Source organism: Brevibacterium sp. S22 (assembly GCF_004745485.1).
Lineage (GTDB): Bacteria > Actinomycetota > Actinomycetes > Actinomycetales > Brevibacteriaceae > Brevibacterium.
Window position 1 is genome coordinate 11,290 of record NZ_RHFG01000008.1, and the last position, 26,286, is coordinate 37,575.

Here is a 26,286-nt window from a genome sequence, read left to right on the forward strand (position 1 = left end):
AACCATATTACGGGGCAGAGAGCGCGGAACCCGGCCGATTCGTGTGTCCGTTCCGGAACACGCGACGGGCCCGACGGAACACACGAAAGGCACCAAAGAACATGGCAAGAGCCCCACCGCTGTCCCCCCTCAGATCAGGTGAAGAAGGGTGCGCTGTGGGGCTCGGCCGGGACCGCCCTGTTCTCAGGCGATCCCGGAGAACCAGTTCGGTCTCAGATCAGTCCTGTTCGACGAAGCCGATGTCGGCGATGGTGAGCTCCTCACCGGTTTCCTCGGTCACCAAGGATCTGATGCGACCTGCGGCCCTGATGTCTCCTTCGGCGGCCTTGATCGCCGAGACGACGGCTGCCGGGGCCTGAATGGTCACCGAGGCGACCTCCGTCTTCTGCGAGACCTTGGCTTCGGTCTTCGTACGGCGGATCTCGGTCAGCGCCGCAGCCACAGAAGCCAGCAGTTCGGGATCGACGGACGAACCCTGGTGGTTCAGCCCCTCATCGGCCGGCCACGCGGCACGGTGGACCGAACCCGTACGCCACCACGACCAGACCTCTTCGGTGACGAACGGTGTGAACGGTGCGAAGAGACGCAACAGGACGTCGAGGGCCGTGGCCAGGGTGACGTGGGCAGACACCTGGTCGTCGGTGCCCGCGGCACCATAGGAGCGATCCTTGACGAGCTCGACGTAATCGTCGGTGAACTCCCAGAAGAAGCTCTCTGACACCCGCAGAGCATGAGCGTAGTCATAGGCGGCCATATGTGTTCCGGCCTGTTCGACGACGTCGGCCAGCTTCGCCAACAGCGCCCGGTCGAGATCGTGTGTCACGGAGTCGAGCTGACCGATGAGACCGGAGTGCACGCCCTGAGCCAGAGCGAACTTCGAGGCATTGAGCAGCTTCATGGCCAGACGGCGTCCGATCTGCATCTGCGTGACGTCATAAGCGGTGTCGGCACCGAGTTTCGCACTGGCAGCCCAGTAGCGGACAGCGTCGGGGCCGAATCCCGGCTTCGCCTCGCTGAGGATGTCTGAGGGTACGACGACGTTGCCCTTCGACTTCGACATCTTCTTCCGATCCGGGTCGAGGATCCAGCCGGAGAGGCCTGCATGCTTCCACGGCGCCGCATCATTGAGCGAATTCGCTCTGACGACGGTGGAGAACAGCCAAGTGCGGATGATGTCGTGTCCCTGTGGACGCAGGTCGAACGGGAAGACCTTGTCGAAGAACTCCTCGTCCCGCGACCAGCCGCCGAGCAGCTGTGGAGTCAGCGACGACGTCGCCCACGTGTCGAGCACGTCCGGGTCGGCAGTGAACCCGCCGGGCGTATCTCGCTGGTCCTCTGAGAAACCGGCAGGAGCCTCGGCGATGGGATCGCAGGGAAGCGACTCGGGAACGATCGGATTCTCGTAATCGGGCTGACCATCAGCGTCGAGGCGATACCACAGCGGAATCGGGACACCGAAGAAGCGCTGCCGGGAGACCAGCCAATCTCCGTGCAGGTTCTCCACCCAGTTCTCGTAACGGGAGCGCATGAATGACGGATGCCATTCGATCTCACGGCCGCGTGCGATGAGCGCATCGCGCAGCTCGGCGGAGCGACCGCCATTGCGGATGTACCACTGGCGGCTGGTGACGACCTCCAGCGGCTTGTCGCCCTTCTCGTAGAACGGGACGGGATGGGTGATCGGCTCGATCTCACCGATGAGGTCACCTGAGTCGGTGAGCATCTGCGCAATGTCCTTGCGCGCAGAGAACGTGGTCTTGCCGGCCAGCGCCTCGTAGTTGGCGACAGCATCGGCCCTCGGCGAGTCAGCGATCCACTCCGGCACCTCGAGGTTGAGGCGGCCGCCGCGGTTGATCACCGCGCGGGTCGGCAGATCGAGCTCGCGCCACCATGTCACGTCGGTGAGGTCGCCGAAGGTGCAGACCATGGCGATGCCCGTGCCCTTATCGGATTTCGCAAGCTCATGGGCGCGGACCTCGACGCTGACGCCGAAGAGGGGAGAGACGACGTTCGTGCCGAACAGGGAGGCGTAGCGTTCATCATCCGGGTGGGCGACGAGCGCCACGACAGCGGGGATGAGCTCCGGTCGGGAGGTGAGGATGACGATCGGCTCGGCCGAGGTGTCGGCCAGTCCGTCAGCGCCCTCGGGGAAGAACTTCACCTTGTGATAGGCGCCTTCGCGCTCACGGTCCTCGAGCTCGGCCTGAGCAACCGCGGTGCCGAAGGTCACGTCCCACATGGTCGGGGCGTCCTGAGAGTAGGCGTGGCCATTGTCGAGATCGGTGAGGAACGCCCGCTGGCTGACGGCCCGCGAATCGTCATCGATCGTGCGGTACGTGTACTTCCAATCCACGGACAGGCCGGTGGAGCGGAAGAGGTCCTCGAACACCTTCTCGTCCTCAGCCGAGAGCGTCTCGCACAGTTCGATGAAGTTCTGGCGGGAGACCTTGACGAAGTCACGCGAATTCTTCGGTGCCTTCTCCGGTGGCTGGAAGTCCGGATCGTAGTGCTTGCTGGGGTCGCAGGTGACTCCGTAGTAGTTCTGCACTCGGCGTTCGGTCGGCAGGCCGTTGTCGTCCCAGCCGAGAGGGTAGAACACGTTCTTGCCGGTCATCCGCTGGTAGCGGGCGATGATATCGGTCTGCGTATACGAGAACACATGCCCCACGTGCAGCGAACCCGAGGCCGTCGGCGGAGGAGTGTCGATCGAGTAGACCTGCTCACGGTCGGTGTCGACGTCAAAGGCATAGACGTTCTGCTCGCTCCACGCGGCGTCCCATTTGTCCCGCAGGCCTTCGAGGGCCGGCTTATCGGGGAGGTTCACTGACTCGTGCGTCGAGTCCGAAAAGGCAGGTGTGTTCATAGTTGCTGATTTTCTCACCCGGTTCGCATTCGGCCAAACCGGTTCGCGCCTGCTGCCGGGAGAAACCTCACCGCAGAGCGAAAGCAGCACTCGTGCCTCGGTCCGGTCCGGTCGACGCGGTGGAAGTTCTGGTCGACGCGGTTGAAGTTCCGGTCGACGTAGTGGACCGGGTGACATTCTGGAGACACAGTGAGACCCTCTCGCCGCGGCCAATGAGAATATGGATACATGGCGCCCTTGGACAGAATTCCGACAGAGAATCCGCCGCCCACGTCGACCGCGTGGATGAATCCGGCACGGACGATCGCGATCATCGCTGTCGTCGCCATCCATTCCCTGGGCACCGTCGTCGAAGAGAACTTCGCCGGTATGGGTCCCGACTGGTGGCTGGCCAACGCCATCGACTCCGCCTGCCGGTGGTCGGTGCCCGTGTTCATCATGATCTCCGGCGCGCTGGCTCTTGACCCCGACCGCGGCAGCAAGCCTCGGAAGTTCCTGTCCAAGCGGGTCTGGCGCATCGGCATTCCCTTGGTGTTCTGGACCGTCGTCTACGTTCTGTTCCGCCGCTGCTACCTGCAGCCGGATGATGAAACCTGGAATCCGGGCATCGCGATCCTCACCGGATCCCCGTTCGTCCAGCTCTACTTTCTCTACGTCCTCGCCGGACTGACCCTGCTCACGCCCTTCTTCCGTCTCCTCAGCCTTCACGGTTCGCGTCGGCTGCAGTGGGGGACCGGCTTGATCTTCCTCGGCATCGGCATGGTCGACCAATGGGTGTCGATGATCTTCGACGTCGGCGAAGCCAATATCGCCACTCGGTTCCTGCCGATGGCCGGTTTCTACATCCTGGGTTGGGTGCTGCGCGATATCGTCCTCTCGGTCAGGGGCGCCGTCCTGGCTTGGGCGAGCCTCATCGTCGCAATCGCTGGAACTGCCGTATGGGCGGGTCTGGGGCCCGGCGAGAAACCGTGGCTGTTCCCCTACGAATACCTCGCCCCGGGAGTCGTCATCGCCTCCATGTCCGCCTACCTGCTCCTCCACTTCCATATGCGGGCCGGGTTCGGACTCCTGCACCGCTTCTACCCGTATTCCTTCAGTGTGTTCCTCCTCCACCCGCTGCTGCTCTACCCGGTGCGCAATTCCATGGGCCTGCCGACCACCGTCCCCGGTGTCCTCCTCCACGCCGTCATTATGCCGATCGCTTACGCAATCGTCTGCGCCGTCATCACCTGGCTGGCGGTGAAGATCCCCGGCTTCCGCGCCGTCTTCGGTGAAGGCGGACCCCGCCATCCGCATTTTCGACCGAGCAATGCCCGTCCGAGCACGCCGACGACCCCGATCGAACCCGGAACCGTCCGGCCCGATCAGGGCCGGAGCCGACCGATCGACATCGGTCTCGGCCCCGAAGACACCGCCCCCGGTCGAGAACCGAACTCCGTAGACTGAGCTCTGGACGGGAAGTCCCCGCGACCCATTCCCGATGCGCAATCCCGACAACCCCGACAACCCCGACAGAGGAGAACACAGATGGAAACTCTCAGAGCAGTAGTCACCGGTGCGAGTTCCGGAATCGGTGCCGCCACGGTCAGGCAGCTGCGTGAACAGGGCTGGGACGTCGTGGCCGTGGCCCGCCGTGAGGACAGACTCAAGGCCCTCGCCGAGGAGACCGGAGCAGACTACATCGTCGCTGACCTCACCGATGACGCCGCCGTGGCATCCATGGCGGAGGAGGTGCTGGCCGGGGGAGCCGTCCATTCGCTCGTGGCCAATGCCGGTGCCGCTTTCGGCACCGACACCGTCGCCGAGGCGTCGGTCGACGGATGGCGCGATATGTTCGATATCAATGTCCTCGGTGTCCTGCGCGTGGTCAAAGCTCTGCTCCCGGCGCTCATCGACTCCGGCCGCGGAGACATCGTCGTGATGTCCTCGACCGCGGGTCACCAGGCCTATGAAGGCGGCGGCGGCTATGTCGCCGCCAAGCACGGCACCCACTCCATGGCGGCGACGCTGCGACTCGAGCTCGCCGGTGAACCCGTCCGCGTCATCGAGATCGCCCCCGGAATGGTCGCCACCGATGAGTTCACCTACAAACGCGTCGGCGAAGACGAAGAGAAAGCAGCGAAGGTCTACGCAGGCGTCGAGAAGCCGCTGACCGCCGAAGACGTCGCCGATGCGGTCGTGTACACGCTCACCCGGCCCCACCATTTCAACGTCGACCTCATGGTCATCCGCCCCATCGCCCAAGCCGCCCAGCACAAGGTCGCCCGCAACCGGGGACTGTGAGTCTGTCCGGGGCCGCCTCGGCGATGGGCTCCAACTGTGCCCTGCCGGGTGGTCTCGGGCGGAGTCGACGGTATACGATTGTCATGCATCGATCCGGCCATCACCGGGGAGCATCCGGAAGAACGGAGCCGGCGCCTCAGGCGCTGAGTTCTCAGTAGACCCGGACGGGTGGATCCGTCATCGTCTGAGCAAATGAGCGATCCGCATACCGACCCGAACCGGCCGGAATGCGGATAAGCGAGGTGGTACCGCGGCAGACTGTCGTCCTCGTGACAGTGACCGCAGTGACCCAGAAGGACGCTCATGACCCAGCCTCTCTATCCCAAGGTTTCGACCTCGACGTTCGGCCTCTCCAATTCTCCGAACTTCCCTGCCATCGAAGACGCTGTGCTGCGCTACTGGCAGGAAGACGACACCTTCAAGGCTTCGATCGCTCAGCGTGACGCAGGCGAGAACGGTGAGAACGAGTTCGTCTTCTATGATGGTCCTCCCTTCGCCAACGGCCTGCCGCACTACGGCCACCTGCTCACCGGCTACGTCAAAGACGTCGTCCCGCGCTTCCAGACGATGCGGGGCAAGAAGGTCGACCGCCGGTTCGGCTGGGACACCCACGGCCTGCCTGCCGAGCTCGAAGCCGAGCGTCAGCTGGGCATCACCGACAAGTCCGAGATCGGCCGCATGGGTCTCGCGGCCTTCAACGACGCCTGCCGCTCCTCGGTTCTGCGCTATACGCAGGAATGGGAGGAGTACGTCACCCGTCAGGGTCGGTGGGTCGACTTCGACAACGACTACAAGACGCTCAACGTCGAGTACATGGAAAGCGTCATCTGGGCGTTCAAACAGCTCTGGGACAAGGGACTGGTCTACGAAGGCTACCGCGTCCTTCCCTACTGCTGGAAGGACGAGACGCCGCTGTCGAACCATGAGCTGCGCATGGACGACGACGTGTACAAAACCCGCCAGGACCCGGCAGTGACGATCGGGTACAAGCTCAGGGACTCCGATGAGTGGGTCCTTATCTGGACCACGACCCCCTGGACGGTTCCGTCGAACCAGGCCGTAGCCGTCAACCCGGAGATCCCGCTGGTCGCTGTGGTTGCCGGTGCCGATGGTGCCGAGGAGCTGCAGGGCAAGACCCTCATCCTCGCCGAGGCCCGCCTCGGCGCCTATGCCCGTGAGCTCGGCGAGAACCCCGAAGTGCTGCGGACCTTCCCCGGCAGCGAACTGGTCGGTGCCGCCTACGAACCACCGTTCCCCTATGTCGAAGGTCGCCAGGACGAATTCGGTGAGCGCATGCACACCATCCTCTCCGCGGACTTCGTCACCGTCGACGACGGCACCGGCATCGTCCACCAGTCACCGGCCTTCGGTGAAGAGGACAAGGAGCTCACCGACTCCTACGGAATCATCGCAGCCCGTCCGGTCGACGACGCGGGACGGTTCGACTCGACCGTGCCCGACTACGCCGGCCAGCAGGTCTTCGACGCGAACAAGGCCATCATCAAGGACCTGCGCAACCACACGGGCCCGCTGGAAGGCCGCAGCGCACTGCTCGTCCGCCACGAATCGTATGAACACTCCTACCCACACTGCTGGCGGTGCCGCAACCCGCTGATCTACCGTGCCGTGTCTTCGTGGTTTGTCCGCGTCACCGAGTTCAAGGACCGCATGGTCGAACTCAACGAGCAGATCAACTGGGTGCCCGACAACGTCAAGCACGGACAGTTCGGCAGATGGCTCGAGAATGCCCGCGACTGGTCGATCTCCCGCAACCGCTTCTGGGGCTCGCCGATCCCCGTGTGGATCTCATCCGACCCGGCCTACCCGCGCACCGATGTCTACGGTTCCCTGGCCGAGATCGAAGCGGACTTCGGGCGTCTGCCGCTCAACGACTCCGGTGACGTCGATCTGCACCGCCCCTGGGTCGACGACCTCACTCGCCCGAACCCGGACGACCCCACCGGCAAGTCGGTGATGCAGCGCATCCCGGAGATCTTCGACGTGTGGTTCGACTCCGGGTCGATGAGCTACTCGCAGGTGCACTACCCGTTCGAGAACTCCGAATGGTTCGACAACCACTTCCCGGCCGACTTCATCGTCGAATACGTGGGACAGACCCGCGGCTGGTTCTACCTGCTGCACGTGCTGGCCACCGCGATCTTCGACCGTCCCGCATTCACGAACTGCATCTCCCACGGCATCGTCCTAGGCTCCGACGGACAGAAGATGTCGAAGTCCCTGCGCAACTACCCCGACGTCAACGAAGTCTTCAACCGCGACGGCTCAGACGCCATGCGGTGGTTCCTCATGGCCTCGTCCATCCTGCGCGGCGGCAACCTCGTCGTCACCGAACAGGGCATCCGCGACGGAGTCCGCCAGGTCGTGCTTCCGCTGTGGAACACCTGGCAGTTCTTCGCCACCTACTCCAACGCCGCCGACGGCCCAGCGGGGGAGAAGACCGGCTACCATGCGCAGACCCGCTACGACTCCAGCCAAGTCCTCGACCGATACCTGCTGGCCAAGACCCATGACCTCATCACCGAGTTCGCCGAGGCGATGGACGATCTGGACATCTGGACGGCATGCGAACTCGTGCGCAGCCACCTCGACATGCTCACGAACTGGTACGTGCGTCGCTCGCGCCGCCGGTTCTGGGACGGCGGCACAGAAACGCACGAATCCTTCGACGTGTTCTTCACCTGCCTCGAAGCCTTCTGCCGAGTAGCGGCACCCCTGCTGCCGTTCACTGTCGAAGAGATCTACCGCGGTCTGACCGGGCAGCGGTCCGTGCATCTGGCAGACTACCCCGACGCCGAGGCGTTCCCCGCAGACGCCGACCTCGTCGCGGCCATGGATCTCACTCGCGACATCTGCTCCACGGCCTCCTCGGTGCGCAAAGCCAACCAGCTGCGTGTGCGCCTGCCGCTGTCGCAGCTGACGGTCGCCACCGACACGGACTTGAGCTCCGATTTCACCGAGATCATCGCCGATGAGCTCAACGTGCGGTCGGTCGAAGTCCTCGACACCGCCGAGGCGGAAGCGGCCGGGTTCTCCCTGTCCCAGAGCCTCGTCATCAATGCCCGCGCGGCCGGACCCCGACTCGGCAAACAGGTCCAGCAGGTCATCAAGGCGTCGAAGTCCGGCGACTGGTCCGTCAGCGACGGCATCGTCGTCAGCGGCGGAATCGAACTCGTCGAAGGAGAATTCACCTTGGAGTCAGTCGCCGAATCCGGCACCGAAGGCATGGAGCTCGCCGCCCTCGAAACCGGATTCCTCGCCCTCGACACCCGGGTCACCCCGGAACTCGAAGCCGAAGGAATGGCCCGCGACGCCGTGCGTGCCGTACAAGGCATCCGCAAGCAGCTCGACCTCGACATCTCCGACCGGATCGCGGTCACCATCGACGCCGACACCGAGGTGGCCGCCGCACTCGAACCCCACGCCGATCTCATCGCCGGTGAGACCCTGACGACCTCGCTGACCTTCGGACCGGCTGATGCCGACGCCGAGGTGTTCACCCCCGAGGAGCTGCCCGGCGGCACCCGTCTGGCGGTGAAGCGGGCATGACCGGCAACGATGACTCCGCCGACGCTCCGCAGACAGCGGATGAGGCCGTGACGGAACCCGTCGTCGACGAAGCGACGCGGGCCGAGCTCGCCCGGGTCTACGCCCTGCTGCTGGCTCGGGCCGGGGAGACGCAGGTCGAGCTCCGACTCGACGCGACCCGACGGGCGTGCGAGGTCCTCGGCGACATCCACACCGCGGCCCCGGCGATCACGATCACAGGCACGAACGGGAAGACCTCGACGGCGCGGATGATCGATTCGCTCATCACCGCCCATGAGCTCCGCGTCGGCCGATTCACCAGCCCTCACCTGCACTCGGTGACCGAACGGATATCAGTGGACGGGGCGCCGGTGTCCGCGCAGACCTTCGTGCGCATCTATGACGAGATCGCCCCGTACCTCGATATCGTCGATGCCCAGCTCGAGGCCGAGAGCCGAGCGAAGCTGACCTATTTCGAGGCACTGACCGTTCTGGCCTTCGCCGTCTTCGCCGATGCCCCTGTCGATGTCGTCGTCACCGAGGTCGGCATGGGCGGAGCGTGGGATTCGACGAACGTCGCCGACGCACAGGTAGGCGTGTTCACGAAGATCGGCCTCGACCATCAGGCGTTCCTCGGCGACACCATCGAACAGATCGCTGCGACCAAGGCCGGAATCCTCGACCGCAGCGTCGAACCGAGCCCGGCCCCCGCACCCGTCGCCGTGTCTGCCGTCCAAGACGAGGCCGCCCAGGCCGTCCTGGACGAGGAGGCAGCGCGCCGTGAGGTTCCGCTGGCCACGGAGGAACGCGATTTCCGCCTCCTCGACCGGCAGCGTGCCGTCGACGGTCAGCTCATCACCGTCCAGGGCCGATTGGACGTCTACTCCGATCTGTTCCTGCCTCTGCACGGAATCCACCAGGCTCATAATGCCGCGGTCGCGATCGTCGCTGCCGAAGCCTTCCTCGGTGCCGAAGACAAACCCCTCGACCAGGAGACGGTCGCCGAGGGGCTGGCCCGTGTGACCTCGCCGGGCCGTGCCGAACTCGTTCGCACCGGCCCCAGCGTCGTCGTCGACGGCGCCCACAACCCGGATGCCGCGCGTGTGCTCGCCGAAACCCTCGGCGAAGCGTTCGACTTCGACTACATCGTCATGGTGCTGGCGATGCTTGCGGACAAGGACAGCGACGGTGTCATCGAGGAGCTCCACCGCAGCGCCGATGTGTTCGTCGTCAGCGAGAATCTCAACTCTCGTGCGCTGCCGGTCGACGACCTCGCCGAGGTGGCCCGAGAGTGGGTCGACGAGGATTCCGTTCTCGTCGCCTCCGACCTCAACGCGGCACTGATGAAGGCCATCGACCTGGCCAACAGCGTCGATGCGAAGAGCCCGGGAATCGTCATCACCGGATCCATCTACACCGTTGCCGAAGCTCGCCTGCTGCTCGGAAGAGGGGAGGAACGATGAAATCGAAGTACCCGGTCCTGTGCGGGTCGATCCTCATCTGCGAACTGCTCGTCGTCTACTGCGCGGTGCTCACGACCTTCGGTCTGTCGGTGAAGTCGGCTCAGACCCTGACCTTGGCTCAGCTGCTCATCGGAGCCTCGATCGTTGCCGTGCTCGCGATCGTCGCGGTCGTCCTGCTGCCGCGTCGGATCGGTCAGAGACGCCCGGGTGTGATCCTCGGTTGGGTCGTCCAGGTGCTGCTTCTGGCCTCAGGCTTCGTGCTCACCTCGATGTTCTTCGTCGCAGCGCTCTTCATCGCCCTGTGGGCAGTGGCCGTCTACTGGTCGGCCCGCATCGACCGCGAGGTCGCCGCACGAAGCTGAACATCGACTGCGCCGCGGCGGTCCCGCCACGGCGCCCGGGTAGACTGTGGACCGACGTCCACACGATATTGGAAGGACCGGAATGGAACGTACGCTCATTCTCATCAAGCCCGACGGAGTCGCTCGCGGACTCGTCGGACAGATCGTTGCCCGCATCGAAGCCAAGGGCTATGCGATCGACGCCTTGGATCTGCGTTCGGCTACCGCCGCCGAACTGGCAGCGCACTATGCCGAACACGAAGGCAAGCCCTTCTACCAGCCGCTCGTCGACTTCATGTCCGAAGGACCGATCGTGTCGATCATCGTTTCCGGGCAGGGCGTCATCCCCGGATTCCGGTCGCTGGCCGGCGCCACCGATCCGACGGCTGCTGCTCCGGGCACGATCCGCGGCGACCTCGGCCGCGACTGGGGTGAGAAGGTGCAGAAGAACCTCGTCCACGGTTCGGATTCCACCGAATCAGCCGAACGCGAGATCGGAATCTGGTATCCGGCCGCAGGCTGAGATCCGAGAGAAGACCGGTTAGGGAACCGCGCCGGTCGAATCAGTGAGGGCGCTCCACCGGTCGGTGGGGCGCCCTCACTGCATCCGAATGCTCAGCGCCACTTTACGTTCCTCACATCTGTTTGCGCACAGATGTGAGGAACCGGATCTGGTCGTGAGCGTACGTATTGTGGTGAGAAGCGTACGCAATGTGTTGAGAGGCGTATGCAATGTGAGGCGTCACTGTGGGTGGGGACGTGGCTCGAGAGATGAGCCGTGAATGAGGATTCGAGCAAAGGCGCTGTGCAACCGGGACGGCCCTGTGCAACCCGAAGACTTGGCGGAAGCGGAAAGGCACTGTTCAACCGGGACGGCCCTGTGCAACCCGAAGACCTGGCGGCAGCGGAAAGGCTCTGTGCCATCAAAGAGGCTGAGGCTCAGAGCAGGTTGGAGAAGAACGCCCAGAACTGAACGACGATGCAGGCGAAGATGATGAGCATCCACAGTACGGACAGGGCGATGTTCTCTTTGGCCAGGACCCTCAGCACGGCATTGTCCGCTGCACGCCGGCCGAAAGCTCCGGTGAGCACATTGCCAGCGGTGACGCTCATGAACATCGGAATCGTTACGGTCCACACCACGATGCACCACGGGCAGCCGACACCGATCTTGTAGATCGAGACGTAGAACAGGAACATCACCAGCGCCACACCGCAGCCCAGCCCGATGTTCAGTCCGATCATCACCCAATGGGGCAGACGGGTCCCGGACAGGATGAGCACGCCGAGCAGCAGCGGGATGACGAAGGCGGCCACGCCCAAGAGCTGATTGGGAAAGCCCAGCAATTCCGCTTCGGCATGTTCCATGACCGAACCGCAGGAGAAGAACGGGTTGAGATCGCAGGAGAGCACGACGTCCGGGTCCGCCAGCTTCTCGTACTTCTCCGCCGACAGGGAGAATGAGGCGAGGAAGCCGATGGCGGAGGCGATGATGAGGAAGATTCCGAACGGGGCGGATCTGAGCACCCACGACGAGGTGGCATCAGCGGTGTCGAGGTCATCGGAGTGGCTCAGTGTGGTGTTCACCCCTCAAGAATGCCTGGCTGCGTCCCGCGCGGCAAACCCCGGATCTGACGAAACCTCAGCACAGAGGCACTTGTGTGACATAATGGTCTGACGGATACCTGTTCTCACACCGAGCAGGAGAAGTGCCTCCACCGAGTCGAGGGTATGACCTCGCAGGTCGACAACAAGATGAGGCAGCACCGAAGGCCTACGCGCTGAGCGCGAGCCGAACGTGCCATCCACAAGTTTCGGTCCGCCCAAGGACCATGCAAGGATCCGAAGATCCGTACGGTGTGGACGGCGTCTTCGGACTGGGAGATACGATGAACGATACGTCGAACGACGGCACAGAGCCGACAGATCCGACCGAAGGCATTCTCGCGGACCTCGCGAATCTGCAGCAGTCGGCAGGTGCCAAGGGCACCGCGTCCGAGGATGTCGATGACACTGTGCGCGCACGCCTCGATGACATCGCCGAGGCAGCCGAATCGCTGCGCATCGGCGACGCCGATGACAACGACGACGATGTTGACGACGGCGACGGGACTGACGAACCCACCCCTGGGGGAGGCAGCCCGAAATCCGCACGCGATGCCGTGGCCAATCGGGGACTGGTCTTCGAAGAGTTCGTCCGCGCAGCGTCGGACAACGATGACGAGGCCGACGACGAGGACTCGGATGACGTCACCGACTCGGACGACGCCTCGTCGACCGCGCAGTCGGCGCCGAGCTTCGACCCACGCAATCCCTTCGCTGCTCCTGCTCCGGCGGCCGCCGCAGCCGAACCTCGCACCAATCCAGCTGTGCCCTATGACGGCGGACTGATCTTTCAGGTGCCGAAGGCCGAACACGCTGAGGTCGTCACGATCGAGGACGACGACTCCGACGATTCTTGGGACGATTCCCACAAGACCGATGACGACGCTTCGTCCTCGCAGCCGAACGGGCAGAGCGACAGCGACGAGGACGAGAACTCCAACGGTCCGCGTCGACGTCGGGGCGGTCGCGGGCGCCGCTCGCGCACCCGCGATGACTCCCACGATGACTCCTCGGATTCTGCCGATGACTCGCAGGATTCCGCAGACGACTCATCGGACTCCGCCGACAGCCAGGACTCCAAGTCGTCGAAGCGGGGAGCACGGTCGAACAGCCGAGGAACGAAGCAGACCTCCGATTCGGATGCCGAAGACTCGAATTCGAAGTCGGGTCACAAGGACTCCGACGATTCCGACTCGGACGATGGTGACGACGACTCTGACAACGGTTCGCGCCGTCGCCGTCGTCGTCGCTCCCGCACCCGCAGCACCGACCGCGACGAAGTCACCTCGCTCAAGGGGTCGACCCGCCTCGAGGCCAAGCGCCAGCGCCGTAAGGAAGGCCGCGAAGCCGGACGTCGCCGCCCCGTCATCACCGAGGCCGAATTCCTCGCCCGCCGTGAGTCCGTCGACCGCACGATGCTCGTGCGGGAGAGCGGCGACCAGACACAACTCGTCGTCGTCGAAGACGGGATCGCGGTCGAACACTACCTCAAAGAGAACCGTCAGCAGTCCTCGCTCATCGGCAACGTCTACCTGGGCAAGGTCCAGAACGTGCTGCCGAGCATGGAGGCGGCATTCATCGACATCGGTAAGGGCCGCAACGCGGTGCTCTATGCCGGTGAGGTCAATTGGGATGCCCTCGGCATGGATGGCAAGGCGCGCCGCATCGAAACTGCGCTGAGCCCCGGCGATGCCGTGCTCGTGCAGGTGACGAAGGATCCGATCGGGCACAAGGGTGCCCGCCTGACCAGTCAGATCTCTCTGCCCGGGCGTTTCCTCGTCTACGTGCCCGGCAATTCGATGACCGGAATCTCGCGGAAGCTGCCCGACAATGAGAGGGCCCGTCTGAAGAAGCTGCTCAAGCAGCTCGTCGGGGATTCGAACGGCGTCATCGTGCGCACAGCCGCCGAAGGCGCCACCGATACCGACCTCTCGCGGGATGTCGAACGCCTCGCCAAGCGGTGGGAGACGATCGAGAAGAAGTCGAAGTCGACGAAGGTGCTTGCGCCGCAGCTGCTCTACAGCGAGCCGGACATGATCGTGCGCATCATCCGTGATGTCTTCAACGAAGACTTCAGCTCGCTGGTCATCGACGGCGACAGTGCGTGGAACACCATTCACGAGTACGTCGAGTCCGTGGCCCCAGATCTGCTGGAACGTGTCCACAGCTACAACGAGGACGAGGACATCTTCGACCACTATCGGATCGAAGAGCAGATCCAGAAGGCGCTCCAGCGCACGGTCAATCTGCCCTCAGGCGGTTCGCTCGTCATCGACCGCACAGAGGCGATGACGGTCGTCGACGTCAACACCGGCAAGTTCACCGGGTCCGGAGGCAACCTCGAGGAGACGGTGACCCGCAACAACCTCGAAGCCGCCGAGGAGGTCATCCGCCAGATCCGACTGCGGGACATCGGCGGAATCATCGTCGTCGACTTCATCGACATGGTGCTCGAGTCCAACCGCGATCTCGTGGTGCGCCGCCTCGTCGAGTGCCTCGGTCGCGACCGGACCAAGCATCAGGTCGCCGAGGTGACCTCGCTGGGACTCGTGCAGATGACACGCAAACGCATCGGCACGGGACTCGCCGAATCCCTGGTCAGCTCCGGAGAGGACCTCACCGGGCGGGGGCTGCTGCTTCCGGGCTCGGAGGAAGACGGCTCGAAGGCTCACCGAGGGAACCGGTCGTCGAACCACGACAATCGCCGCGACCGCAAGCTTCGGGGTGACTCTGGTTCGAAGTCCAAGAACAATGAGCCCGAATCGACCGAAGAAGCCGTGTCTTCCGATGCTTCCCGGTCAGCCGTCGCCGCGATCGCGAAGGCGACCCTGAAGAAGGACGATACCGAATCGACCGAGGCGAAGTCCGACGCCCAGACTCACGCCGACGACTCGGCGAGCAAGCCTGAGAGCGGAAAGTCCCATTCCCGCTCACGCAACGGACGGCGCCGGTCGCGCTCGAATCGGAACGATGATTCGCAGACCGGATCATCCGGTGAGAAGTCGAGCGGCGGCGAGCAGACCCCGTCGGCAGAACAGAAGCCTGCGACCGGGCAGAAGGACACGACCGAAACGAAGCCTGCCGCCGAAGAATCGAAGGACCTGCCGCTGATGATCGGCTCGGACAGCGAGACGAAGGTCGCTGCCGCGGCACCGGTCAAGCGCACTCCGGCGAAGAAGAGCGAACCGAAGCAGGCTCCCGAGTCCAAGCAGGAGCAGCTGCCGGCTTCGTTCGTCATCATCGGCGAGGACTGAGGCGCCAGACCGACAGCGCCCCGCCGACGAATGACGTCGGCGGGGCGTCGTTGCGTCCGGCAGACTCTGCCCCGCAGCTCAGCCTGCGGACTGCTGATTGCGGGTGGTGCTGATCGTCGGCTGTGCCGCCTGGTCTCCGCAGAGCACGATCATGAGGTTCGACACGAGATCGCTGCGTTCGGACTGACCGAGCTTGACGATCTGCCGTCCTTCGATCTCTTCGATCGCCGACTCCACCATGCCGACGGCCCCTTCGACGATGAGCTGACGCGCAGCCACGACTGCAGTGGCCTGCTGGCGCTGGAGCATGGCTCGGGCGATCTCCGGAGCATAGGCCAATTGGGTGATGCGCGATTCGATGACCGTGACACCTGCAGCCATCACCCGAGCAGCAACCTCGTCGGAGAGCCGCGAGGTGATCTCGTCGGCGTTGTCACGCAGCGACATGCGGCGCGGGTCCGAGGAATCATACGCATAGGAGTTCGCGATGTGGCGAACCGCGGTCTCCGCCTGGATTGCGACGAACTCTTCGAAGTCATCTACTTCGAACATGGCCTGCGCAGTGTCCCGGACCTGCCAGACGACCACTGCGCCGATCTCGATCGGATTGCCGTCGAGGTCATTGACCTTCAGCGTCGATGTCTCATGATTGCGGATACGCGTCGAGATCTGGTCCTTCGTGAAGAAGGGATTGACGAACCGCAGTCCTGACTGCCGGACTGTGCCGACGTATCTGCCATAGAGCTGGAGGACGACAGCATGCCCGGGTGCGACCGAGGTGCACCCCTTGAACAGGAACATCGAGGCGATGAAGCACAGGACGGCGATGATGAAGAGGACGACGCCGACGGCGACTTGGGCGAAGCTCATGACGAAGCCGATGATGCCCATGAGCACAGCAGCAAGCAGCAGGACGATGGCACCGATGATCGCGAAATAGCCCGAGATCCCACCGGCCGGCTTCTCACGTACCCGTTCCCCGTCAGGAGAGACGATGCGTGTGGGGGAGGAGTTCGGCCGACCCGAACCGGACGGATCCTGACTGGTGTTCGGCCTCTGCGCACCGGGCCGTCGGGATCCCTGGTTCGGTGTCTGCGGTGCGGCGGGTGCGGACCCGGAGTTCGGGTTCGGCACTGAATTCGGACCTGAAACGGGGGCCTGTCTGTCAGTATGACGAGACTGCGGTGCCGGGGGCAGTGGTGAGCCTTCACCGTGGTGCGGAGGGGCGCCGGTGTTCGCCTGTGCTCCGGCGGGCGGACCATACGGTGCTGTCGTCTCCGAACCGCCGATCGATCCGGATTGCGCCCCCTGAGATCCGTAGTGTCCGTTGGGGTTCGTCACCGCCTCCGCCCCAGGATAGGACGCGGGCAGGCTGTGGCCGGCTTGGATATGCGTGCTCGGATCACCGCTGGGGACGGGGCCGCGATCACGGGATGGGTTCGGCGATCGATTCGGCCTCTGACCTGGCTGCTGAGGGTTCTGAGTCATGCTCCCAGTCTAAGCCAGGCAACGAGACGCGAATCTCAAAAGCACCCCGATCGCCTTGTTTGGTAACGGTTTGATAACTGAAATGGTCTCACAACGTGGAACGCTTGAATGTGACGCAGGTCTCAGTAGGTTTGCACACTATGAATGATCTTCATATCTCAGCAGAGCCGGTCTCTCCAGTCGACGACGCCATCAACTCGTGGTTCGATCCGATTGCGACGTGGTTCGGCAACATCATCTTCTTTCCGATCACCATCGGGGACTTCTCGTTCCCCTTCGTCGTCATCTGGCTGATCTTCGCTGCAGCGGTCTTCACTGTCTACTTCGGTTTCATCCAGGCCCGCGGAGCGAAGCTCTCGCTCGAGATCATCCGCGGCAAGTTCTCCTCGAAGACCGACCCGGGTGAGGTCACTCACTTCCAGGCTCTCGCCTCCGCCCTGTCGGGAACCGTCGGCCTGGGCAACATCGCCGGCGTCGGCGTGGCCATCGCACTCGGCGGCCCCGGGGCGACCTTCTGGATGATCGTGGCTGGGCTGCTCGGCATGTGTACGAAGTTCGTCGAATGCACCCTCGGGGTGAAATACCGTGAGATCGACGAGAATGGGGTCGTCCACGGCGGCCCATTCAAGTACCTTCCCGTCGCCTTCCGTCGCTTCTCGAAGCCCGTGGCCACTGCGCTGACGGGACTCTTCGCGATCGCGATCCTCATCTTCGGTGTGGTCGGCGGAGGAATGTTCCAGGCCAATCAGACCTTCGCTCAGGTTCGCACGGCCACCGGCGGAGACGATGGCTTCCTGGCCGGTCCCTTCGCTTCTCTCGTGTTCGGAATCATCTTCGCAGCACTCGTCGCGCTGGTGATCCTCGGCGGAATCCGTTCGATCGCGAAGGTCACCGACAAGCTCGTGCCCGGGATGGCCATCTTCTACGTCGTCTCCTGCCTCCTCGTGCTCGCACTCAACTTCGAGAACATCCCGAACGCCATCGGAGAGATCTTCGCCGGAGCGTTCAACCCGCAGGGCGTGGCCGGCGGCATCGTCGGCGTCATGATCATCGGCTTCCAGCGTTCGGCCTTCTCCAATGAGGCAGGCATCGGTTCGGCGGCCATCGCCCACTCCGCAGTCAAGACCCGTCGACCCATCTCCGAAGGGTTCGTCGCACTGCTCGAGCCGTTCATCGACACGGTGATCATCTGCACCATGACCGCGCTGACGATCATCGTGGCCAACCAGGCTTCGTACCGCAACGACCTCGGTGAGGGTGAGATCGGCGGTGTCGCTCTCGCCTCAGACGCGTTCTCCACCGTCGCCTCCTGGTACCCGATCCTCTTGGCCATCGCAGTCGCCCTCTTTGCCTTCTCCACCCTCATCACATGGGCGTACTACGGGGAGCGGGCATGGAGCTACCTGTTCGGACGTTCGAAGGCCACGATCATGGTCTTCCGGACTCTGGTCTGCCTCTTCGTCATCGTCGGCTGCATCGCCAGCTTCTCCAAGGTCGTCGAGTTCGCCGACGCCGCACTGTTCATGTGTGCCTTCATCAACATCCTCGGCCTCTATCTGCTCATGCCGGTGGTGAAGAAGGAGATGAAGAAGTACCTTGCCGACCGCAAGGCCGGAACGCTGCGCGATCCGAGCACCGTCGACGCTGTTCCGGTCGAGCAGACCGCCTGAGCAGCCGGCTCCCCGAGGTTGGGGTCGCCGCCGAGTGAGACAGAGGATTCGCTCGACGTGAGGGCAGTGTGCCGCCTCCGTTCGGATGCGGCACACTGCCGTGTCCGGTCATCGCTAGACTGTGGATGTGGAGCAGAACAAAGACGACAAGACATACGCGCTCAGACGGCTCTCGGAGCTGCGCGGCAGCATCGACAACATCGACGCCTCCCTCATCCATCTCCTGGCGGAGCGGTTCAAACTCACCGAACGAGTCGGTGAGCTCAAGGCCGATCACGGACTGCCTCCAGCCGATGAATCAAGAGAGGCCCGACAGGTCGCACGGCTGCGAGTGCTGGCCGAAGAATCACAGCTCGACCCGGACCTCGCAGAGAAGTTCCTGGCTTTCATCGTCGCCGAGGTGATCCGTCGGCATGAGCATATCGCCGACTCCCGCGAATGAGAGATGCCTCACGGCGTGCGGTTCGGGCCCCGGCGGGTCCGGAATGAGTTTGCCTGCGCTGTGCGGGTTCGACTAGAATCGACCGTCGGTGCGCGTGACGCGCCACGGCTGGTGATTCCTCTCAATGGGATGTCTGCAGGATCCGTTCTGCGGCAGCCAAGGGACAACCGCCGTTCGTTTGTGTTTTAACAGAAAGAGGGTTCGACCATGGTCTATGCCATCGTCCGCGCCGGAGGTCACCAGGAAAAGGTGAGCGTCGGCGATATCATCACAGTCAACCGAATGAAGGCGAAGGCTGGAGACAGCGTCGAACTCGATGCCGTACTTCTCGTCGACGGTGAGACGGTCACGACCGATCCCGACGCTCTGGCGAAGGTCTCGGTCAGCGCTGAGGTCGCCGGTGAACTCCGCGGTCCCAAGATTGTGATCCAGAAGTACAAGAACAAGACCGGGTACAAGAAGCGTCAGGGCCACCGCCAGGACCTCACCCGCCTGAAGATCACGAACATCAAGTAAGAGGAGACTTCTCATGGCAAGCAAAAAGGGAGTCAGCTCGACCCGCAACGGTCGCGACTCGAACCCACAGTACCTCGGCGTGAAGCGCTTCGGCGGCCAGGCAGTCAAGGCCGGCGAGATCATCGTCCGCCAACGCGGAACCAAGTTCCATCCCGGAGCCAACGTCGGCCGTGGAGGAGACGATACCCTCTTCGCTCTGACTGCCGGCGCTGTGGAATTCGGCACCCGCAACGGTCGCAAGATCGTCAATATCGTCGGAGCCTGATCCTCTCCGGATCCGATCCGTCGTCAATATGATTTCTCCCTGAAGAAGGGAGCATGAAGGGTGAGTCGAATGACTCACCCTTCATCTGATATAAGGACATTATGGCCACCGAGTTCGTAGATCGTGTCACTGTTCACCTGGCTGCCGGCGCAGGTGGGAACGGATGCGCCTCGATCAGGCGCGAGAAGTTCAAACCCCTCGGCGGACCCGACGGCGCAGACGGCGGCAACGGCGGAAACATCATCTTCCGCGTCGACCGTCAGACCACGACCCTGCTGCCCCTGCACCACCGCCCACATGTGCGCGCCGACGACGGTGGGATCGGCAAAGGCGACCTGAGGCACGGAGCCGACGGAAAAGACCTCGTCGTCGACGTACCCGAAGGCACCGTGGTCAAGAACACCAACGGTGACCTCATCGCCGACCTCGTCGAGGACGGCACCGAGTTCACCGCCGCCGCCGGAGGCCGCGGCGGGCTCGGCAACGCCGCCCTGGCGTCGACGAAGCGCAAGGCGCCCGGATTCGCGCTCCTCGGTGAGCCGGGCGAGGCCGTCAGCCTCGTCCTCGAACTCAAGACCATCGCCGATATCGCCCTCGTGGGCTATCCGTCGGCGGGCAAGTCGAGCCTGATCGCTGCACTCTCGGCTGCGAAGCCCAAGATCGCCGAATACCCGTTCACGACACTCGTGCCCAACCTGGGTGTCGTCCAGGCCGGAGACACCCGCTACACCGTCGCCGACGTTCCCGGACTCATCCCCGGCGCATCCGAGGGCAGGGGACTCGGCCTCGAATTCCTTCGCCACGTCGAACGCTGTGCGGGTCTCGTCCATGTCATCGACATGGCCACCTGGGAACCGGGACGCGACCCCGTCTCCGACCTGACGATCATCGAATCCGAACTCGCCGCGTATGCCGTCGACCTCGACGACGGCAGCGGACTGCTCCCGCTCTCCGAGCGACCGAAGCTCGTGGCGCTGAACAAGGTCGACATTCCCGATGGCCGCGACCTCGCCGATATCGTCCGCCCCGACCTCGAGGCCGCCGGCTACCGAGTCTTCGAGATCTCAGCCGTCAGCCATGCCGGCCTGCGGGAACTCTCATTCGCCATGGCCGACCTCGTGCTCGCCGAACGTGCACGTCGGGCCGAGCACGAAGCCACACCGCAGCGCGTGGTCATCCGTCCGAAGGCCGTCGACGACAGAGGTTTCGAAGTCCGCGCCGAACACAGCTCCGACGGACCGCTGTTCCGCGTCCTCGGGGACAAACCTCGCCGCTGGGTGCAGCAGACGGATTTCGGCAACGATGAAGCCGTCGGTTACCTCGCCGACCGTCTCGATCACCTCGGCGTCGAAGAGGCCCTGTTCAAGGCTGGTGCCAAACCCGGTGACACGATCGTCGTCGGCGGAGACGACGGAGTCGTCTTCGACTGGGATCCCACGACCGTCGGCGGTGCCGAACTGCTGGGCTCCCGCGGATCCGATGCCCGACTCGACGACGAATCCCGAGCCACACGCAGGGAACGCAAGGCCGCCTATCACGAGAAGATGGATGCGAAGGCCGCGACGCGGGCCGAGTTCGAACAGGAACGCCTGGCCGAACGTCACCAGCGTAAGAGCGAGCACCCGGCATCAGCGACGGAGTCTGCTGAGGGAGCCGACGAGGAGTGAGTGCCGCAGTGCAGGCGGACTCCTCCGCAGCGTCTGTTCGTGAAGACATCGCTCGGGCCCGTCGAATCGTCGTCAAGGTCGGCTCCTCCTCGCTGACGACCATCGACGGCGGCCTCGACGAAGCCAAACTCATCGCCCTGACCGACGTCGTCGGTGCTCACCGGTCGGCCGGACACGAAGTGATCCTCGTGTCGTCCGGCGCGATCGCCGCGGGACTGGAACCCATGGGGCTGAAGAAGCGTCCTCGTGACCTGGCCAGCCAACAGGCTGCCGCCGGAGTCGGACAGGGCCTGCTCATGGCCGCCTACACGCGAGCCCTGGGCCGCTACGACCTCGTACCCGGCCAGGTGCTGCTGAGCGCCGATGACCTCATCCGCCGCACCCAGTACAAGAACGCTCAGCGGGCCATCGACAAACTCCTGGCCCTGGGCACTCTGCCCATCGTCAATGAGAACGACGCCGTGGCCACCGAAGAGATCCGTTTCGGCGACAACGACCGCCTGGCCGCTCTCGTCGCACACCTGGCGCACGCTGATGCCCTCGTGCTGCTGTCCGACGTCGACGCACTCTATTCCGGTCCTCCGGATCAGCCGGGCTCGCAGCTGATCGATCGGGTCCACGGACCCGGTGACCTCGATGACCTCGCGATCGGCGGCGTCGGGACAGCCGGAACGGGCACCGGTGGAATGGCCACGAAAGTCGACGCCGCAATCATGGTCGCCGATTCCGGCATTCCGGCCGTTCTGACTTCGGCACCCCGGGTCGCCTCGGCGCTGGCCGGGGAAGCTGTGGGCACATACTTCGCGGTCACTCACAAACGTCGGGGCACACGCCTGCTGTGGCTGCGCCATCTGGCCCGGACATTCGGATCGGTCACGATCGACCAGGGAGCCGAGACCGCTGTGCTCTCCCGTGGAACCTCCCTGTTGGCTGCCGGCGTCACCGCCTGCAGCGGAGACTTCGAAGCAGGTGACCCGGTCGAGATCCGCAATCTCGCCGGTGTCGTCATCGCTCGCGGAATGACGAACTTCTCCTCGGACGAGCTGCCGCTGATGTTCCGGTCCACAACCGAGGAACTTGGCACCCGTCTGGGAAATGACTACCGTAAAGAGGTCATCCATCGAAACGATCTCGTTCTCACACACGTGAGCGGGGGGAGATAACCCATGACAGCAGCAGCCGAGATCCACCCGAAGACCGTGCGCGGGGTCACCCGCATAGTGCGCAGTGCCAAGGCCGCTTCGAGCCTGCTGACGACGACCGCGACCGCGGAGAAGAACGCAGCGCTCGGCGCCATCGCCGAGGCCCTGCGTGCGAACACCGATCGCATCGTCAAAGCCAACAGCGCCGACATCGCCGCCGGCACCGAGAACGGAATGAGCGACGCCCTGATCGACCGTCTGCGGCTCGACGCCGATCGCATCGCAGCGATCGCAGATTCCGTCGAAGAGGTCATCGACCTGGCGGACCCGGTCGGCGACATCGTCGTCGGTCGCACCCTGCCCAACGGCATCCGACTCTCCCAGAACCGCGTGCCCATGGGTGTGATCGGCGCAATCTACGAAGCCCGCCCGAACGTCACCGTCGACATCGCCGTTCTCGCCCTCAAATCAGGCAACGCCTCGGTGCTGCGCGGAGGTTCGGCCGCCCAGAACTCGAACCAGGAGATCATCTCCATCCTCCGGCGCGCCGTCGAATCGACGGGCCTGCCGGCCGACTCGATCAACGGCATCGATCAGTACGGACGCGATGGGGCGAACGTGCTCATGCACGCCCGCGACTACGTCGATCTGCTCATTCCCCGAGGTGGGGCCGAGCTGATCAACATGGTCGTGCAGGAGTCGATCGTGCCCGTCATCGAAACCGGTGTGGGCAATGTGCACATGTTCATCGATTCCACCGCGACTGTGAAGACCGCGGTCGACCTCGTCCTCAACTCGAAGACGCACCGACCCAGCGTGTGCAACTCGCTGGAGACCCTTCTCGTCCACGAGAAGGCCGCCAAACGCGTGCTGCCTAAGATGCTCGAACGTCTCGACGGCGCTGGTGTCATCGTCCACGCGGACTCCGACGTATCAGCGCATGCACCGGCGGGGATGAAGATCAAGCGCGTATCGCGGCGGGACTGGGCCAAAGAGTACTTGGGACTCGAGATCGCGATCAAACTCGTCTCCGGAATCGAAGAGGCCATCGACCACATCCGCGCCTACAGCTCCGGTCATACGGAGGTGATCGTGACGAAGGATCTCGACAACGCCGACACCTTCGTCGCCGCCATCGACGCCGCAGCGGTGGGCGTCAACGTCTCCACCCGGTTCACCGACGGCGGAGAACTGGGCTTCGGTGCAGAGGTGGGCATCTCCACGCAGAAGCTGCACGCTCGCGGGCCCATGGGGCTCGAACAGCTGACGACCACGAAGTGGGTGATGATGGGCAACGGTCAGGTCCGTTCCTGACATCGCTCAGGCACCGATTCTCCTCCGGACGGGGCACGAACTGCCCGACCAGGGGAGACATCGAATGTGGAAGAAGTCATGTCGATGCCGGATTCCCGGGTCGTTCATGAGAAACTGAGAAGGTAACGGCCGATGCGCCTCTGAAGCGTCGGATCACTGAGTAAGGAGTAATGACGTGAACGCAGCCATTATGGCCGCAGCCGAAGGTGGGGAGCACGCAGCCCACGTCGAGCTGCCGATGGATCCGATCTGGTACGGACTCATCACCCTGGCGATCTTCATCACGATGGGCATTGTGACTCGGTCGTGGAAGGGCATCTCGCACCGCCACTGATATGGCAGAGAACAGACGCAGAGTCGGTGTCATGGGCGGCACCTTCGACCCCGTCCACAACGGCCACCTCGTCGCGGCAAGTGAGGTCCAGGCGACCTTCGACCTCGACGAGGTGGTTTTCGTCCCCACCGGACGGCCGTATCAGAAGGACGTCGAAGAGGTCAGCAGCGCCGAGCACCGGTACCTGATGACCGTCATCGCCACGGCATCGAATCCGCGGTTCACCGTGTCCCGAGCCGATGTCGACCGGCCGGGACCGACCTACACGATCGACACGCTGCGCGACCTCGCCCGCAGCTACGGTCCTGACACCGAGTTGTTCTTCATCACCGGCGCGGACGCTTTGGCTCAGATCTTGACGTGGAAGAATGTGGATGAGCTGTTTTCCCTGGCCCACTTCGTCGGAGTCAGCCGGCCCGGGCACGAACTCCACGGTGAGGGGCTGCCGGTCGACCGGCTGAGTCTCGTGCAGATCCCTGCACTGGCGATATCGTCCACGGATTGCAGACAACGGGTGATGGATGGAGCACCCGTCTGGTATCTCGTACCGGACGGCGTGGTGCAGTACATCGCGAAGTACGAGTTGTACAGGAGTGAGAATGGCTGAGGAGCAGTTCACGTCACGTCGAGCACGGCGCGAAGCCGAGAGGCTCGCGGCGGAACAGGCGTTCGAAGCACGAGAGGTTCCTGAGCAGCCGACAGAGGCGCCGAACTCTCGTGCCGGACTCCTCAGCCCGCTGCCGCCGAAGAAGCCCGATGCGAAACCGGCGGCCGAAGCGACAGACGACACCGCCGCCTCGCGCATCGACCCCAATCCTTCGCCGCGGAACAGCCACGAACGCGGTGCACTGGCATCCGACCACCCGCAGGAGTCGCGGCCTCCGGTCCACGCCGAGGATCGCCTTGATCCGACACGCACTCCACTGCCGCACTTCCAATCGCGTGCGGAGAAGAAGCGGTATCTGCGCGAACACGGACTCTCCTTGCACGGCGACCTGTCCACAGGAGCGATGCCGGTCGTCGCCGATGAGACCGAGCTGGCCGAACGCCAGGCTGCTGCCGAAGGTCGTCTGACCGGTCCGATCCCCGAAGTCTCGGGTGCAGAATCCGCCGCTGCGGACCAGGGCTCCGTGGACGCGGAGTCCGCAGCAGACACTCCAGGTGAGTCGGAGGCCCCGGACGAGTCAAGCACCTCGGACGAGTCAAGCGCTCCGAAGGAATCGGAAGCGAATACCGCCGCGACCGAACCCGAATCCTATGACACGGCAGGTTTCGGGGGAGCTTCCGACGAGGTCGCCGCCCGCGACTTCGAAGCCCCTGTCACCGACACCTCGGCCCCGCGCCCGACGTCGGTGGAGAGCGAACCCTACGATGCGCTGTCGATGCCGTACTCGGCCCTCGAAGGAGATGCTCCGGCGCTCGGCACCGGGACCGAGAAGGACGGTCCCGCTGACACAGCTGACACGACCGACTCTCCCGACAGCTCCGCCGGGGACGGACAGGCCGGGTCAGTCACAGACCACACCGATCAGCCCGCTGCCGACACGGTCGCCTCGGACGAGCCTGGACCGGCGAACAAGGCCGACGATGCCGATGCCGGTGACGAGCCCGCATCGCGGTCTCGCCGGATGCCTATCGTGCAGCCGCCCTCGACGTCCGGAGTCCGTGTCGTCACTGCCGCCTCGGCGCAGATCCCCGAGGTCGACGAGACCCACGCGAGCGACGCCGGCACACAGCAGACGCCGGAGACCGGTCGTGGTGAGGACGCGCAGTCCGGCCGGACAGCCGGCCAGGCAGACGAATCAGTCGGAGACACCGGATCCGATGACGCTGCACGTGCATTGGCCGCGAACCCGGAGACCCGACCGATGGACGCAGTGCCCGAAGCATGGTCATTGCCGAACTCGGACTACGAGGACGAAGAGACCGTGAACCCTCCCGGCTCGCGAATCCGCGCCAGTTCGGTGACCGGGCAGGACGGACAGATCCTGATGGGCGAAGAGCCTTCGAAGATGCCCTATATCGTCCTCGGTGTGGCCGCCTTCTTCGCTCTGGCACTCATCGTCATCGCCCTGGTCATGTTCCTCTGAGCA

The 26,286-nt window shown here is 64.1% G+C and carries 20 protein-coding genes; 17 read left to right on the forward strand and 3 right to left on the reverse strand.

All coding sequences use genetic code 11. From position 1 onward, the window contains the following. Positions 1 to 217 precede the first annotated feature (217 nt). Positions 218 to 2,863, reverse strand: coding sequence for a valine--tRNA ligase (gene valS, locus EB835_RS08910; RefSeq protein ID WP_135809123.1), 2,646 nt, complete (start codon positions 2,861 to 2,863; stop codon positions 218 to 220). A gap of 228 nt (positions 2,864 to 3,091) precedes the next feature. Here valS and EB835_RS08915 point away from each other — a divergent pair, with 228 nt between their 5' ends. The 6 genes from EB835_RS08915 (at position 3,092) to ndk (ending at position 11,019) form a co-directional block, all read left to right on the forward strand. Further along, positions 3,092 to 4,309, forward strand: a complete 1,218-nt coding sequence (locus tag EB835_RS08915; protein ID WP_135809124.1) for an acyltransferase — start codon at positions 3,092 to 3,094, stop codon at positions 4,307 to 4,309. 81 nt (positions 4,310 to 4,390) lie between these two features. Further along, complete coding sequence (locus tag EB835_RS08920; protein WP_135809125.1) at positions 4,391 to 5,146, forward strand: SDR family oxidoreductase; 756 nt, start codon at positions 4,391 to 4,393, stop codon at positions 5,144 to 5,146. Between the two features lie 303 nt (positions 5,147 to 5,449). Beyond that, positions 5,450 to 8,713 (forward strand): isoleucine--tRNA ligase, encoded by a 3,264-nt coding sequence (gene ileS / locus EB835_RS08925; protein ID WP_135809126.1) that lies wholly within the window; start codon positions 5,450 to 5,452, stop codon positions 8,711 to 8,713. Beyond that, a complete protein-coding gene (locus EB835_RS08930; protein ID WP_135809127.1) occupies positions 8,710 to 10,155 on the forward strand; it encodes a bifunctional folylpolyglutamate synthase/dihydrofolate synthase in 1,446 nt (481 codons plus the stop codon). Before ileS ends, EB835_RS08930 begins: the two co-directional genes overlap by 4 nt. Next, entirely contained in the window at positions 10,152 to 10,517 is a 366-nt protein-coding gene (locus EB835_RS08935; RefSeq protein ID WP_135809128.1) for a DUF4233 domain-containing protein, read from the forward strand. Before EB835_RS08930 ends, EB835_RS08935 begins: the two co-directional genes overlap by 4 nt. A gap of 82 nt (positions 10,518 to 10,599) precedes the next feature. Further along, positions 10,600 to 11,019: a nucleoside-diphosphate kinase gene (ndk, locus tag EB835_RS08940; RefSeq protein WP_135809129.1), complete on the forward strand. Its 420-nt coding sequence runs from the start codon at positions 10,600 to 10,602 to the stop codon at positions 11,017 to 11,019. 416 nt (positions 11,020 to 11,435) lie between these two features. Here ndk and EB835_RS08945 read toward each other — a convergent pair whose 3' ends face one another. Beyond that, positions 11,436 to 12,083, reverse strand: coding sequence for a vitamin K epoxide reductase family protein (locus EB835_RS08945; protein ID WP_135809130.1), 648 nt, complete (start codon positions 12,081 to 12,083; stop codon positions 11,436 to 11,438). Positions 12,084 to 12,328: 245 nt separating this feature from the next. Here EB835_RS08945 and EB835_RS08950 point away from each other — a divergent pair, with 245 nt between their 5' ends. Further along, entirely contained in the window at positions 12,329 to 15,355 is a 3,027-nt protein-coding gene (locus EB835_RS08950; protein ID WP_240688646.1) for an Rne/Rng family ribonuclease, read from the forward strand. Between the two features lie 78 nt (positions 15,356 to 15,433). On the opposite strand, the gene EB835_RS20615 is transcribed toward EB835_RS08950, so the two are convergent. After that, on the reverse strand, positions 15,434 to 16,843 hold the full coding sequence (locus EB835_RS20615; RefSeq protein ID WP_240688647.1) for an SPFH domain-containing protein: 1,410 nt from the start codon (positions 16,841 to 16,843) through the stop codon (positions 15,434 to 15,436). A 140-nt stretch (positions 16,844 to 16,983) separates the two neighbouring features. On the opposite strand from EB835_RS20615, the gene EB835_RS08960 reads away from it, so the two are divergent. From EB835_RS08960 to EB835_RS09000, 10 genes are all read left to right on the forward strand, one after another. Continuing rightward, positions 16,984 to 18,513: an alanine/glycine:cation symporter family protein gene (locus EB835_RS08960; protein ID WP_135809131.1), complete on the forward strand. Its 1,530-nt coding sequence runs from the start codon at positions 16,984 to 16,986 to the stop codon at positions 18,511 to 18,513. Positions 18,514 to 18,640: 127 nt separating this feature from the next. Next, a complete protein-coding gene (locus EB835_RS08965) occupies positions 18,641 to 18,955 on the forward strand; it encodes a chorismate mutase (protein ID WP_205749901.1) in 315 nt (104 codons plus the stop codon). A gap of 207 nt (positions 18,956 to 19,162) precedes the next feature. Continuing rightward, on the forward strand, positions 19,163 to 19,471 hold the full coding sequence (rplU, locus tag EB835_RS08970; RefSeq protein ID WP_025776790.1) for a 50S ribosomal protein L21: 309 nt from the start codon (positions 19,163 to 19,165) through the stop codon (positions 19,469 to 19,471). Positions 19,472 to 19,484: 13 nt separating this feature from the next. Next, positions 19,485 to 19,736: a 50S ribosomal protein L27 gene (rpmA, locus tag EB835_RS08975; protein ID WP_025776788.1), complete on the forward strand. Its 252-nt coding sequence runs from the start codon at positions 19,485 to 19,487 to the stop codon at positions 19,734 to 19,736. A 101-nt stretch (positions 19,737 to 19,837) separates the two neighbouring features. Continuing rightward, the gene (gene obgE, locus EB835_RS08980) at positions 19,838 to 21,403 is read left to right on the forward strand and encodes a GTPase ObgE (protein WP_135809133.1); all 1,566 of its coding nucleotides are present in this window, start codon (positions 19,838 to 19,840) and stop codon (positions 21,401 to 21,403) included. Further along, the gene (gene proB / locus EB835_RS08985) at positions 21,400 to 22,566 is read left to right on the forward strand and encodes a glutamate 5-kinase (RefSeq protein WP_135809134.1); all 1,167 of its coding nucleotides are present in this window, start codon (positions 21,400 to 21,402) and stop codon (positions 22,564 to 22,566) included. Before obgE ends, proB begins: the two co-directional genes overlap by 4 nt. Positions 22,567 to 22,569: 3 nt before the next feature. Beyond that, a complete protein-coding gene (locus EB835_RS08990; protein ID WP_135809135.1) occupies positions 22,570 to 23,859 on the forward strand; it encodes a glutamate-5-semialdehyde dehydrogenase in 1,290 nt (429 codons plus the stop codon). Between the two features lie 175 nt (positions 23,860 to 24,034). After that, on the forward strand, positions 24,035 to 24,193 hold the full coding sequence (locus tag EB835_RS20270) for a hypothetical protein (protein WP_166820670.1): 159 nt from the start codon (positions 24,035 to 24,037) through the stop codon (positions 24,191 to 24,193). A gap of 1 nt (position 24,194) precedes the next feature. After that, positions 24,195 to 24,800, forward strand: a complete 606-nt coding sequence (gene nadD, locus EB835_RS08995) for a nicotinate-nucleotide adenylyltransferase (RefSeq protein WP_135809136.1) — start codon at positions 24,195 to 24,197, stop codon at positions 24,798 to 24,800. Further along, the gene (locus EB835_RS09000; RefSeq protein WP_135809137.1) at positions 24,793 to 26,283 is read left to right on the forward strand and encodes a hypothetical protein; all 1,491 of its coding nucleotides are present in this window, start codon (positions 24,793 to 24,795) and stop codon (positions 26,281 to 26,283) included. The genes nadD and EB835_RS09000 overlap by 8 nt, the downstream gene beginning before the upstream one ends. The last annotated feature ends 3 nt before the right edge of the window (positions 26,284 to 26,286 follow it).